This window comes from Sulfurimonas aquatica (assembly GCF_017357825.1).
Lineage (GTDB): Bacteria > Campylobacterota > Campylobacteria > Campylobacterales > Sulfurimonadaceae > Sulfurimonas > Sulfurimonas aquatica.
This window is the reverse complement of sequence record NZ_CP046072.1, coordinates 2,750,848-2,763,158: the sequence shown is the minus strand read 5'-3', so window position 1 is coordinate 2,763,158 and position 12,311 is coordinate 2,750,848. Positions and strand designations below refer to the sequence as shown.

Annotated in this window: 15 protein-coding genes; 3 read left to right on the top strand and 12 right to left on the bottom strand. The window is 33.9% G+C overall.

From position 1 onward, the window contains the following. The first annotated feature begins 90 nt into the window (after positions 1–90). Complete coding sequence (gene ruvC / locus GJV85_RS13230) at positions 91–567, top strand: crossover junction endodeoxyribonuclease RuvC (RefSeq protein WP_207561842.1); 477 nt, start codon at positions 91–93, stop codon at positions 565–567. Between the two features lie 40 nt (positions 568–607). After that, complete coding sequence (gene ppnP / locus GJV85_RS13225) at positions 608–919, top strand: pyrimidine/purine nucleoside phosphorylase (protein ID WP_207561841.1); 312 nt, start codon at positions 608–610, stop codon at positions 917–919. A 30-nt stretch (positions 920–949) separates the two neighbouring features. Here ppnP and GJV85_RS13220 read toward each other — a convergent pair whose 3' ends face one another. The 9 genes from GJV85_RS13220 to purB all read right to left on the bottom strand — a co-directional run bounded on the left by GJV85_RS13220 (position 950) and on the right by purB (position 8,749). Then, complete coding sequence (locus GJV85_RS13220) at positions 950–1,123, bottom strand: rubredoxin (RefSeq protein WP_207561840.1); 174 nt, start codon at positions 1,121–1,123, stop codon at positions 950–952. Between the two features lie 52 nt (positions 1,124–1,175). Then, positions 1,176–1,598, bottom strand: coding sequence for a thioredoxin TrxC (gene trxC, locus GJV85_RS13215; RefSeq protein WP_207561839.1), 423 nt, complete (start codon positions 1,596–1,598; stop codon positions 1,176–1,178). A gap of 4 nt (positions 1,599–1,602) precedes the next feature. Then, positions 1,603–3,153, bottom strand: coding sequence for a PAS domain-containing sensor histidine kinase (locus GJV85_RS13210; RefSeq protein WP_207561838.1), 1,551 nt, complete (start codon positions 3,151–3,153; stop codon positions 1,603–1,605). Beyond that, positions 3,108–3,707: a chemotaxis protein CheC gene (locus GJV85_RS13205; RefSeq protein ID WP_207561837.1), complete on the bottom strand. Its 600-nt coding sequence runs from the start codon at positions 3,705–3,707 to the stop codon at positions 3,108–3,110. Before GJV85_RS13205 ends, GJV85_RS13210 begins: the two co-directional genes overlap by 46 nt. Positions 3,708–3,709: 2 nt before the next feature. After that, the gene (locus GJV85_RS13200) at positions 3,710–4,072 is read right to left on the bottom strand and encodes a response regulator transcription factor (protein WP_207561836.1); all 363 of its coding nucleotides are present in this window, start codon (positions 4,070–4,072) and stop codon (positions 3,710–3,712) included. Continuing rightward, the gene (fliW, locus tag GJV85_RS13195; RefSeq protein ID WP_207561835.1) at positions 4,073–4,459 is read right to left on the bottom strand and encodes a flagellar assembly protein FliW; all 387 of its coding nucleotides are present in this window, start codon (positions 4,457–4,459) and stop codon (positions 4,073–4,075) included. Positions 4,460–4,469: 10 nt separating this feature from the next. Next, positions 4,470–4,835, bottom strand: a complete 366-nt coding sequence (locus GJV85_RS13190) for a hypothetical protein (RefSeq protein WP_207561834.1) — start codon at positions 4,833–4,835, stop codon at positions 4,470–4,472. Continuing rightward, a complete protein-coding gene (locus GJV85_RS13185; protein ID WP_207561833.1) occupies positions 4,836–7,202 on the bottom strand; it encodes a ribonucleoside-diphosphate reductase subunit alpha in 2,367 nt (788 codons plus the stop codon). Between the two features lie 218 nt (positions 7,203–7,420). Beyond that, on the bottom strand, positions 7,421–8,749 hold the full coding sequence (gene purB, locus GJV85_RS13180) for an adenylosuccinate lyase (protein ID WP_207561832.1): 1,329 nt from the start codon (positions 8,747–8,749) through the stop codon (positions 7,421–7,423). A 213-nt stretch (positions 8,750–8,962) separates the two neighbouring features. Here purB and GJV85_RS13175 point away from each other — a divergent pair, with 213 nt between their 5' ends. After that, positions 8,963–9,877 (top strand): RluA family pseudouridine synthase, encoded by a 915-nt coding sequence (locus tag GJV85_RS13175; protein ID WP_207561831.1) that lies wholly within the window; start codon positions 8,963–8,965, stop codon positions 9,875–9,877. Between the two features lie 383 nt (positions 9,878–10,260). Here GJV85_RS13175 and GJV85_RS13170 read toward each other — a convergent pair whose 3' ends face one another. From GJV85_RS13170 to GJV85_RS13160, 3 genes are all read right to left on the bottom strand, one after another. Then, positions 10,261–10,500: a glycoside hydrolase family protein gene (locus GJV85_RS13170; RefSeq protein WP_207561830.1), complete on the bottom strand. Its 240-nt coding sequence runs from the start codon at positions 10,498–10,500 to the stop codon at positions 10,261–10,263. Between the two features lie 164 nt (positions 10,501–10,664). Next, entirely contained in the window at positions 10,665–11,759 is a 1,095-nt protein-coding gene (rlmN, locus tag GJV85_RS13165) for a dual-specificity RNA methyltransferase RlmN (protein ID WP_207561829.1), read from the bottom strand. Beyond that, positions 11,756–12,298 carry a phosphorylase family protein gene (locus tag GJV85_RS13160; RefSeq protein ID WP_207561828.1) on the bottom strand — a complete coding sequence of 181 codons (543 nt, stop codon included), beginning with the start codon at positions 12,296–12,298 and terminating at the stop codon, positions 11,756–11,758. Before GJV85_RS13160 ends, rlmN begins: the two co-directional genes overlap by 4 nt. Positions 12,299–12,311 lie beyond the last annotated feature (13 nt).

Below are 12,311 nucleotides of genomic sequence, written 5' to 3'. Positions count from 1 at the left end.
AAAATATTTTTACGTGAATAAGGCCTTTAAAACTCTTATAGCTCTTTTGTAAGAACTCTGTTATATAATAAATAAAAAATTTGGACTCTGATGACAATACTTGGAATAGACCCAGGAACTAGAAATATGGGTTATGCACTAATATCTTTAGAAAAAGGTAAAATAGCTCTCATTGAAGCAGGTCTTATAAAGATGAAGGCTGAGGATCTGCAGTATCAAATACCGCAGATGGTTGAAGGCCTCTCTAGAGTCTTTGATGCACACAAGATAGATGAAGTGGCCATGGAAGATATATTTTACGCTCATAATCCAGCTACTACCATTAAACTAGCTCAATTTCGTGGAGCGATTATGCTCAAGCTACTTCAAGAGTTTGGACAGTTTAGTGAGTATACTGCCCTGCAAGTAAAAAAAGCTTTGACGGGAAAAGGTAAGGCGAGCAAAGAACAGGTTAATTTCATGGTAAAAAGACTTTTAAACATAAAAAAAGAGATAAAACCTTTGGATATTTCTGATGCCATAGCCGTCGCAATTACGCATTCACAACGTGTTAGACTTAAAAAGTAGAAAACTTAGGTAAAATTACAAAAAAATTGGAGAAACAAAAATGTCAAAATTTGAAAACGTTACAGCCGTTAAAGAAGCAAATATTTATCATAATGGAAACGTTACTAGTCGTACTTTAGAGTTCAGTGATGGAACTACTAAGTCTTTGGGAATTATGTTACCAGGTGAGTATACATTTGGCACTAATGAAGCAGAAATAATGGAAATGTTAAGTGGAGAGCTTGATATTAAACTTCCAGGTGAAGATTGGAAAACTTTGAATACACCAGAGACATTCAATGTTCCTGCTAACTCTTCGTTTGATTTAAAAATAAAAACAGTTACTGATTACTGTTGTTCTTATATAAAGTAAATTAGAGAAGCCTAAGGCTCTCTAATCAATTTAGCCATCATATGGCTCAAAGCTATCTTTAGGCTCTCCACAATCAGGACAGGTCCAACTATCTGGTAAGTCTTCAAAGGCGGTACCCGCTTCTATTCCATTTTCTATATCACCAAGTTCAGGGTCATAAATATAATCACATACTTCACATTTGTACTTTTGCGTATTTTTCATAACAGACTCCTTATGTAATATTAAATTATATGTAAGGGTTAGTAAAAATCATCTAAAGAAATGAGTCTACTAATTTATTTAAACTTGTTGCATCTAAAGCGCCAGATACTCTATTTACCTCTTTGCCATTTTTAAAGAGTATTAGCGTTGGAATGCTTCTTATCTTAAACCGCGCACCTAAGTTTTGTTCATCTTCGGTGTTTACCTTTGTAAAAAGCGCTTTTAAAGGATAGTTTGTTGCTGCCTTTTCAAAGGTAGGTCCCATCATCTTGCACGGACCGCACCAAGGTGCCCAGAAGTCAACAACGACTAAGTTGTCACTATTTACTACTACTTCGTCAAAATTTGAATCAGTTAAGTTTATTGGCATTGTTTCAAGAAGAGACTTTTTACAAGAACCACAGTTTGCTTTTTTATAACTATCTTTTTTTGGAACATTATTTACACTTAAACAGTGCGGACATATTACTCTCATGATTTTATTTCTCCTTTAATTTATATGGAAGCTTAATTAAGAGTTCTGTTTTTTTATCTTTAGAACTAATACTTATTTCACCACAAAGTTCGTTTACAATAATATTATGACATATATAGAGGCCTAACCCAGTCTTATTTTTAGACTTTGTTGAAAAGTAGGGTTCAAATACTTTAGGAAGATTTTCTTGAGATATTCCACCAGCGTTATCTTCAAATGTTATAGTTATATAATCTTGGAATTTTTTTATACTTATGATTATAGATTTATTGTCTATTAGAGCTTCATTTTTTTTAAATGCATCTATAGAGTTTTTAAGAATATTTATAACACATTGGAGTAACTCATTTTTATAACTCGTTATTATGCTTGGAGCTGATGATTGTATCTCATATTTTATAGCAAGTCTATCCATCTCCTCTTTTAAAAATAAGATAGGTTTTTCAAACATATCTTCAAGGGTAAAATTACTAAGAGTTTCTTCGGGAGTAAAATACTCTCGAAAGTTATTTATAGTATCAGAGAGAGATTGAACAGTTTCATTTATAGTATCGATGGAACTATTTAGTTCTTGTTCGTCGAGAGTGTTTAGTGCTTGGTCTATTTTTATACTTCCAAGTATTGTTGTTATGACTGAGAGAGGTTGTCTCCATTGATGTGCTATCATGCTTAGAGTCTCTCCCCTTGCAATATTTCTAGAAGAGATTAGCATTTTTTGAGTATTCATCTCTATATGTTTTGCACTAGTGATATCCTCTCTAAAAAGTATATATCCACAAAGTTCACCATGGTAGTCATATTCTGGTAAAAGATTATTTTTTAGCCAATAGCTCTGCGTTTTACTAAGTTTGATATTTTGCTCAAAGCTATAGGGTTCTCTATTTTGCATATGTGTTATTATATTGAGTTTTAAATCTTCACTTAGACTAGACTCCTCATATATAAAAAAGTTCTTCCCAACTATATTTGCTTTACTATAAGCTAACATCTCAAGAAGAGCTGTAGATATATCGGTAATAACACCTGTTAATGTTAGCCTGATAAAAAGAACCTTTTTATCTATAGTCTCTTTCTCTCTAGTTAGTTTTATATTTAAATCATTGATAGTTTCTATATTTGATTTTAAAATTGCATTTGTATTTATAATACTTGTTTGATCACTAATTATTAAAGCGACAAGACCCTTTTCATAATCTATAGGAATTAGAGTTATGTCTTGTTGCATATAATCAAACATATTATTCACTATTTGATTGATTTTTATAGGTATTAGATAGTTTGATGAGCAGGCAGTATAAAATGTAGGACTTTTCATACTCAAAGCAGTTTTAATCTTACGAGTTAATATACTTGTATCTATTACAGGAAAGAGAGTATCTATTTTTTTATAAAGCATCTGATCAAGTTTTATGTTTGTTCGATGTTCTAACCATTTGTTTGTATAGTGAATATGTAACTCTTCATCTAGAACTATAATACCACTGTCTATATTTGAGACAATATTTTGTATTATATTAAATTGTTGATGATAGTGTTGATTTTCTGTTTTAGCCATGTTATAGACTCATCTTGTGTTAGGATAAATATTTGTCCATGTATCTCTTGTTCTTTAAAATTCATCTGGGTTTCTATTACGATTACTTGTGAGAATTTCTTAAAGGAGTTGACACTGTTTGTATGGCAAATATTGATATTTAAGAGTTTAGGTGGTGAAAAATCTACTTCAGTTTGCATCTCTTGCGCTAGTCGTGATATTAATGATGAAGTTAAGATGTTTGTTAGTTCGAGTATAACATCATCCAACTCATGCTCATCTTCTACTTTTAGATGTGTTGCAAGGTTCTTGGCACTTTGTAGACTTATAAAAAAAGCACTCTCTCCACTAAATTGGCCTGTAAATATTTGACTCGTAAAAAAGTAATTTGATATTTTTAATTTTTCAAATGATTTGATGAGTTGAGGAACTGGCATAATTGTAATATTTGGAATGCTGAGAGAGGCAAAAGCATCCATCATACTTGCAATAATTGAAGTGGCATTACCATAAGCGATATTCATTAACTCTTGTAATAGATCTTTTTCATCATCTGTTAATTTATAAATATTCATTTTCAAAGGTTTTCAAAGATTTTTAAAATATTTTCTATTTTTTTGCCATTTATAGGTTTTTCTATATGCATTTTAGCTCCAAGTTCTATCACTTTTTGTTGTGCTTTTTCTTGTATATCAGCAGTGATAACAGCTATATGGGTATTTGGATAAAGTTTTAAGAGTTTAGGTATTGCTTCATATCCATCCATTGTTGGCATGGTTAGGTCGATAAAGATCAAATCAGGCTTTTCTTCTTTTACCATCTGTATTGCTTCAAGACCATTTGTTGCTTGAATTATCTTCGAGTGAGGAGAGTACTCTTCAAGTAGAGTTGTTAACATTAGTCTCGCAAATTTTGAATCATCGATAACCAAGCATGTCAATTACTTTTTCCTAAACGACTCTATCGTCTCGGCCATTCCAAAGTCAGGATTCTTTTTAGAGTCAAGTATTACTTGTGCTAGTTTGTTGTTGTCATTATTTACAACTATGGGTGCTAGGAAGTTAATAGTAGATTTTTCAAGTGGTTTTTGAAGAACTAAGATATTATAAACACTAACATTTGACTTCTCATTTATCTCTAGTAAAACTTTTATATCTGATGGTACATCAAATGAATACTCTCTGAGTGAATAAGGGTTTACAATAGTGAATGTAATATTTTCATTATTTACATCTGTCATAGTTGATATAAGTGTATCAACCTCAGTTATATTTACCTTTTGTGTATCTTCAAAACCTAGAATCTCTCCACGTACGTCGTAGCTCATTTTTCTTCCTTTAAAATAATCCCTCTTGATACTTTAGGTTGTTACTAACCAGATAGCATGTTGAGTTTTTGATAATAGATATATTATAGCATTCTCCAATACCAAACGCAAACTTTTCATCATCATGAATCAAAGAGCATCCATCACCCATATCAACAAATGAAAGTTTATTATTGTCGAGAAGTCTTGCATCTTCTATGCTAGAAAACTCTAACTCTAAAGTAATCCAGTCAAATGCACGGGCTTTATCTTGAAGGGCAAAGGTAAGTTTTATTTGTGAAGCGGAGAGAACTTCTAAAGAGCGAAACTCCGCATCTTTAAAATTTCCAAATCTTTCTAAAAAGGAGGGTATTTCATTTTTACTCAGTGGTTTCATCTATTGGCAGCCAACACATTCCATACTTCTATCTTCTACATCGCTTGCCATTTCTGGAGATTGTGAACGTAGATAGTAAGTAGATTTTAGTCCTAACTTCCATGCTAACATATAAATCTCATTAAGGTATTTTCCACTTGCTTTATCAAGAGTGATAAAGATGTTTAAAGATTGCCCTTGGTCTATCCATTTTTGACGAATTGCTGCAGCACGGATTAGAACTGTTTGATTGAGATCATAAGCCGGCGTATAGTAACTCCAAGTCTCTGGTGAAAGATTTGGTACCACTACAGGTATAAGACCAGATAGATTCTCTTCACTCCACTTGCGTTTAAAGACAGGCTCGATTGCTTGTGTAGTTCCCGTTAGTATAGAGATAGAACTAGTTGGTGCTACAGCCATTAGGTAACCATTTCTCATACCTTGAGTTTTTACCTTAGTTCGAAGTTCTTCCCACTCATATGTTGAAGCAAAAAGTCCACCACGGTCAACAAGGTTTATAACTTCCGCATTTGCATGGTCTTGAGGAAAGATGCCTCTACTCCACTTACTTCCATCAAACTCTGGATACTTTCCTTTTTCTAACGCTAAATCTGATGAGGCTGAGATAGTACTATAACAAACTGACTCCATAACTTCATCTATCTTATCAAAGTGCTCTTGGCTTCCCCACATGATACCTTGTTCAGCTAACATCTGTGCTTCACCCATAACGCCAAGACCAATAGAACGCGTTTTCATATTTGTACGTTTTACTTTCTCTACAGGATAGAAGTTCAAATCTATAACATTATCCAAACATCTTACGGCAGTTGGAACGATTCTCTCGATTTGCTCTTTTGTATTTATACGAGATAGATTTATAGATGCTAGATTACATACAGCAGTTGCACCATCCACTTTTTCTTTTTCAACAACAAATATAGGAAGTCCACCAAGTGAATCGAGTGCCGTTACTTTTTTGGCTGGTTTTTCTATGCCGCTATCAACTTTTACTATCTCATCTTCTTCATAACTAACGCTATCACCATTTTCAAATACAAACTTTATCTTGTAGTGGTTAGGTTCTGTGTTTTGAAAAATCTCTGTACAAAGGTTTGAACTACGGATAATTCCAAAGTGATCATTTGGGTTAGCACGATTTGCGTTATCTTTAAAACAGAGAAATGGAGAACCAGTTTCAAAGTAAGACGTAAGAATCTTTTTCCAAAGATCTTTTGCTTTTACTTTTTCTTTTATGATGCTCTCATCACTCTCAAGTTCTTTGTAGCGTTTGTTAAATGCTTCACCATAAAGCGTAGTTAACTCTCTTGTGTCATATGGGTCAAATAGAGTCCAGATAGCATCCTCTTGAACCCTTTGCATAAAGATATCGTTTAGCCACATAGAAGGGAAAAGGTCATGTGCACGACGACGCTCTTCTCCAGAGTTTTTCTTAAGATCTAAAAAGTCATTAATATCTATGTGCCATGGTTCCATATAAACAGCGATGGCACCTTTTCTAGTTCCTAGTTGATCAACAGCAATTGCAATGTCATTTGTTATTTTTAGAAATGGAACCGTTCCGCCCGCTGCGTTTTTATGTCCATCGATAAAAGAACCCATTGAACGTATACCAGTCCAATCCCAACCAATACCACCACCAAATTTAGAAAGCATAGCCATCTCTTGATAAGCGTCAAAAATCCCTTCAATGTTATCGGGCATAGAACCAATATAACAAGAGCTTAGTTGATGTCTAGGAGTTCTAGCATTTGAAAGAGTTGGAGTTGCAAGCATAACTTCAAACGTACTTATCATGTTATAGAACTTGATAGCCCACTCTTCTCTTTTTTCTTCGCGTTGTGCCAAGAACATTGCTATACCCATAAACATATGTTGAGGAAGCTCTATTGGACAACCTTTAGAGTCTTTAATAAGGTATCTGTCATAAAGTGTTTTTATACCAAGATAGTTAAACTGTAAGTCGCGTTCAGGAACTAAATGTTTTTCAAGCTCTTCAAGGTTATACATCTCTTTTAGTCCAAGAAGTATACGACCCTCTTTTTCACCTTTTTCAAAGTACTTCTCTAAACTACAGTAGCCTGTGAAACCATTAACTTGATGATACATATTAAAAAGAAATAAACGCGATGCTACAAAAGTCCAGTTAGGAGCGTCTATGTCAATCTTATCAACCGCCGTTTTTATAAGCGTCTCTTGAATCTCTTTTGACGTTATGCCATCTCGAAAGTGAATTTGAGCGTCAACTTCTAGTTCACTCTGTGATACATTGCTTAAACCTTTAACTGCCGCTGACGTATATTTTTGTATTTTAGTGATGTCTAGAGGTTCTGTTCTACCGTTACGTTTTATAATAGTAATCATAAGTGCTTTCCTGAAGTTATAGTAAATATTTTTTGGATAAAAATTTAAAAAATTCTTCTCGAAAAAATATTTTAAGTTAGTTGGATTTTATCTAAGTATAGTTAATTGGAGTTTAAATTAGAGATAGTTTTTTTAAAATTAAGTGTAAATGTAACACCCAAATATTAGCATTATTTTAACTAATAATTAGCATAACCAAATGGCTATGCTAGAGGCTGTTATTTAAAAACGCGTTTGAAAATGTTGTCAACATTCTTAGTGTAATAATCATAGTTAAAACACTCACGAATTTGCTCTTCGCTAAGTGAGTTTCTTAACTCTTCATCTGCTAATAAGTGGTTAAGGTATAGTGATTCACCAGCTTCATTTGTAGTAGGCTTTCCTTGTTGAATCTCTTCCCAAACTTTCATTGCATTTCTTTGAACTATTTTATATGCATCTTCACGAGATACGCCTTGAAGTGGAAGTTCAAGTAAAACACGCTGAGAGAAAACTAGTCCACCTGTTAGGTTTAAGTTTTTCATCATGTTCTCTGGATAAACAGTTAGTTTAGATATAACGCTGTTCATACGGTGAAGCATAAAGTTAGTTGTGATAAATGCATCTGGTAACCAAAAACGCTCAGTAGATGAGTGAGAGATGTCACGCTCATGCCATAACGCAACGTTCTCCATAGCAGGCATAGCATAAGAGCGAATCATACGAGCAAGTCCAGTTATGTTTTCTGTTAGGATAGGGTTACGTTTGTGAGGCATAGCAGAGCTTCCCTTTTGTCCTTTTGCAAAGAACTCCTCAGCCTCATATACTTCTGTACGTTGTAGGTGTCTTACTTGTACAGCAAACTTCTCTATAGAAGAAGCCATAGATGCTAACGCCGTTGCAAGTCTTGCATATCTATCTCGGTGAACAACTTGGTTTGAACAAGGTTCAGGTTTTAGACCAAGCTCAGCCATTGCATACTCTTCAAGTTCTAATGGAGCGTGAGCAAAGTTACCCATTGCACCAGAGATCTGACCTACAGATATAACATCCATAGTCTGCTCTAGGTTTAGCAAGTGACGAGCCATTTCATCATACCAAACAGCTAGAGTTAAACCAAATGTAATTGGCTCACCATGAATACCGTGTGAACGACCAACCATTAATGTAAGCTTGTGTTCCTCTGCTCTTGTTTTGATAGATGCCATAAGCATTTTTACGTCAGCGATAATAATCTCTAAAGAAGCTTTCATCTGAAGAGCTACTCCAGTATCTACTGCATCTGAAGATGTCATACCATAGTGAAACCATCTAGACTCTTCTCCAAGAGATTCACTAACACTTGTATTAAACGCTATTAAGTCATGTTTAGTTACAGCTTCTATCTCTTCGATTCTCTCTACTGAGAATGTTGCGTTTTTTACAATTTTATCTGCGTCTTCTTGAGGAATCTTTCCAAGTTTAGCCCAAGCTTTTACAGCTGCTTTTTCAACTTCTAGCCATGCTGCATATCTTGCATGTTGTGTCCATTTTTCTGCCATCTCTGGTCTTGAATATCTCTCTACCATTTCTATTCCTTCAGGTTTGTCTCTTATAAATTTATGCTAAAATTCGACTTATTAAATATGTGACATTACGACCTATCTCAAAAACATTAGTTTTTGTAGCTTTAGGGGATTGTAGGGACTTTGAGTCCATGCAGTTATAATGGGCTTTGCTCATTATGGCTCGTATATCAATAGTGGCATTTTACTATAAGTATCATAATAGAGGAATTAAGTATGCCATTTGTAAAGAAGAAGTACTTTGTTAAAGAGAAACAAAAAGCACTGTTTTATTTGATGAATGAATTTAACTATCCTCAAAGAGAAGCACAGCGCTATATATCTAAGGGACGCATACTTGTTAATGGTGAGAAGATGCTAAAAACTGCTGGAGAGATTGAAGGTGAGATAGAGTTTATCTACTTTGAACCCATTACTAAAGGACTTATTCCTACTTATGTTGAAGAGCAGTTTGTAGTCTTTGATAAGCCAAGTGGCGTTTTAGTGCATCCTCAAACGAAAGCTACGCCCTACTCCCTAATAGATGAGTTAAAAAATCAGTTTGGCATGGATGCAAATATCGGACATCGAATCGATCAAGAGACAAGCGGACTTGTTCTTTGCTCTACAAATAAAAGTAGTGAACGCGAGATTAAGATGATGTTTCAAGAGAGAGATATGAAAAAAAAATATCTTGCCTTGGTTCACGGAGAATTTAAGGAGGAGGCTATAGTTGAGGCTCCACTTTTGAGAGCTCAAGATGAGAGTGCTGTTGTTCGTATGGTTGTTAAAGTTCATGAGAGCGGAAAAGCGTCTAAAACCTCTTTTAAGCCTCTAAAGTATTTTAAAGATAAAGATATGACTCTTATTGAGTGTTCACCTCATACAGGCAGACAGCATCAAATACGCGTTCATTTGTTTCACGTGAAACATCCAATAGTTGGTGATCCTATATATGGACAGAGTAATGAGGATATGGTTAAATTTCTTGATAGAGAGTTAACGCCAGCTGATAGAGTAAGAAAGAGTGGCGCTACTAGATTATTACTACATGCTTGTGAATTAGAGTTTGAGCTTTATGATAAAGTTTATAATATAAAAAGCAATGTAAATTTCGAAGATGTTTGTTTTAATCATCTTGAGTGTGAATAACTTTAAGTTTTTCACTTATAATGTATATAAATAATTTATATACTCTAATAATTTCTTTATAACCCCTATTATAGGGCTTTCAAAGATTATTTTATTTTATTTCAGTTTATATTTATATAAATTTTTTCTTAATAATTCTAGAAATTTCTATATTTTTTTATGTTAAAAGCCTATTTCATTCACGCTTTAGAACAATGTGTGAATACTACACACTTTTAAGAAAATTTTGAAATTTGAGGGATAGGATAATATTTTTTTAAAGGGGTTTTTAGCACAAATGATTTGTTTTATTTTAAAAATATTCTGTTAGTTTTCTATAAGAATACTTTGGTATTATTACACTCATAGACGACCTCCCTGGTGTGTTGGTCGCCTTACTCTCTTTAAACGCCGTTATATCTCTTGATTATCTTCTTAATACGATTTCTTAAAGCTCTCAGAGCATCACTACTTGTTTTACCATCAGAAGTTAGATTACCCACTTCATCGCTATTAAATTGAGCTTTTGCTACCCAACCTATTTGGCTATGGTACTTTAGTCCTACGAACCTAACATCACCAAAGTGACCTTTACATAGTTTATATATCTCTTTTATTCTATCTGCATCTGTTTTTTCAGCCATAATTTACTCCTTAATTTTATAATTAAAGTTTAGCATATTTTTGGTTGTATAAGGATTACATAGCTATTTTTTATCATCGCTATTTACCGCTCGGACAAAACCAGTGATACCAATAGCGAATACTATAAGAAGAAAAATTATCTGACCAATATCTACATAATTCATTATAGAGTTTCTCTTTCAAGCTCATCTTGTTCAGTCTTCTCTTTGAGTTGACCACAAGCCGCACTTATATCTATCCCTTTAGAGTCACGTATAGTACACAGAAGTCCATGTTTAATTAAGTACTCTTGAAAGGCAACCATATCTGATCTGCTTGGTCGCTTATACTCTGTTCCTGGATAAGGGTTAAAAAAGATAAGGTTTACTTTTGCTTTTATATCTGTTAGTAGTTTTACTAACTTTTTTGCAGAGCCTAAGTCATCATTTTTATCTTTTATAACTAGGTACTCAAACATAACGCGCTTTCGTGTGTCAATTGGAAAGCGTTTAACAGCTTCTATAATGGAGTTGATGTTATGTGCCTTATTCATAGGTATAAGCTCACTTCTAAGCTCATCATCAACAGCATGAAGAGATATAGCTATATGAACACCTAGGTCCATTTCCCCTAGCTTATCTATTTTTGTACTAAGACCACTTGTAGAGACTGTTTGGCGTTTACCACCTATGGCTAACCCCTCTTCCTCTTTAAATATCTGAATAGCTTTTGCGAGGTTTGCTAGGTTATCAAGAGGTTCACCCATACCCATATAAACAATGTTGAGTTTACGGTTATGTTTGTGTTCGTTATCTTTTTTGAGTGTAACAACTTGGGCTACTATCTCACCAGCACTAAGGTCTCTAGTAAAACCACCCTTTGCCGTTAAGCAAAATGTGCACCCTACTTTACATCCAACTTGCGTTGAAACACAGATGGTATACTTAGCTTCTTGGTAGACATTTCCAGACTCATCTATAAGTTCATCTTTCATTTTTAGCCAAACAGCTTCCATTGTTTTACCATCTTGAAGCTCTAGAAGATACTTTATTGTTCCATCACTAGATTTCTCTTTATGTTTAATAGTTAAAGGGTTAACTAGATATTTTTGAGACAACTCTTCTTTAAGTGCCTTTGGAATATTTTTCATATCTTCATATGAACTTGCATAGTTATGGTATAACCATCCATATATCTGTTTTACACGAAAGGATGGTTTGATTAACTCTGTTAACTCTTTTTGAGTGTAATCCATTAGCGATGGTTTTAGCTCACTCATACTGACGTTAGCTCTTTGATTCTTTTTATAACGTGAGCTTCTAAAAGCTCTTTTGCTTTTTCATGATTTTTTATAAAATCTTCATGGGCATTTTCATCAGTATAGTTTGTTATACAAAAAACACCACCAGCAGGTATTCCAAACTCTTGAGCAATTTTCAATATGGCAAAAAATTCCATATTTTCTATCCCTACTCCAAACTTTAAAAAGTTTTTAGTTAGTTCTGCGTTTGTAGATATATAGTTAGAAGAGTTAACTACTATATCTTTTTCGTTAGTTATGTTTGTTGTGACAACATTGTCTAAAGGTGTATACGCATCATTAGAAAGAAATGCTAACTCTATGTTTGAAGCTGTTTTAGATTCTATTATGTCGAAGAGTTTTGCATCTCCATAACTTCCAGCAGTTCCAACAAAGAGTAAAAATTCTGGTTTATCAAAAAGACAAAGACGAGTTAGGTTCATGGCAGTCTCAACAAGTCCTACACCCATCGGTTGTGCAAAACTAAAGTTTTCGCTATTTCCAGCACATATGATCATTTTATTATTCCTT

What these genes read in the sequence shown, in the direction of transcription:
- GJV85_RS13210 (WP_207561838.1), bottom strand. Translation starts at nt 3,153, where the DNA reads ATGGCTAAAACAGAAAATCAACACTATCATCAACAATTTAATATAATA.
- GJV85_RS13160 (WP_207561828.1), bottom strand. Translation starts at nt 12,298, where the DNA reads ATGATCATATGTGCTGGAAATAGCGAAAACTTTAGTTTTGCACAACCG.
- GJV85_RS13185 (WP_207561833.1), bottom strand. Translation starts at nt 7,202, where the DNA reads ATGATTACTATTATAAAACGTAACGGTAGAACAGAACCTCTAGACATC.
- ruvC (WP_207561842.1), top strand. Translation starts at nt 91, where the DNA reads ATGACAATACTTGGAATAGACCCAGGAACTAGAAATATGGGTTATGCA.
- GJV85_RS13175 (WP_207561831.1), top strand. Translation starts at nt 8,963, where the DNA reads ATGCCATTTGTAAAGAAGAAGTACTTTGTTAAAGAGAAACAAAAAGCA.
- rlmN (WP_207561829.1), bottom strand. Translation starts at nt 11,759, where the DNA reads ATGAGTGAGCTAAAACCATCGCTAATGGATTACACTCAAAAAGAGTTA.
- GJV85_RS13170 (WP_207561830.1), bottom strand. Translation starts at nt 10,500, where the DNA reads ATGGCTGAAAAAACAGATGCAGATAGAATAAAAGAGATATATAAACTA.
- GJV85_RS13205 (WP_207561837.1), bottom strand. Translation starts at nt 3,707, where the DNA reads ATGAATATTTATAAATTAACAGATGATGAAAAAGATCTATTACAAGAG.
- trxC (WP_207561839.1), bottom strand. Translation starts at nt 1,598, where the DNA reads ATGAGAGTAATATGTCCGCACTGTTTAAGTGTAAATAATGTTCCAAAA.
- fliW (WP_207561835.1), bottom strand. Translation starts at nt 4,459, where the DNA reads ATGAGCTACGACGTACGTGGAGAGATTCTAGGTTTTGAAGATACACAA.
- GJV85_RS13190 (WP_207561834.1), bottom strand. Translation starts at nt 4,835, where the DNA reads ATGAAACCACTGAGTAAAAATGAAATACCCTCCTTTTTAGAAAGATTT.
- ppnP (WP_207561841.1), top strand. Translation starts at nt 608, where the DNA reads ATGTCAAAATTTGAAAACGTTACAGCCGTTAAAGAAGCAAATATTTAT.
- purB (WP_207561832.1), bottom strand. Translation starts at nt 8,749, where the DNA reads ATGGTAGAGAGATATTCAAGACCAGAGATGGCAGAAAAATGGACACAA.
- GJV85_RS13220 (WP_207561840.1), bottom strand. Translation starts at nt 1,123, where the DNA reads ATGAAAAATACGCAAAAGTACAAATGTGAAGTATGTGATTATATTTAT.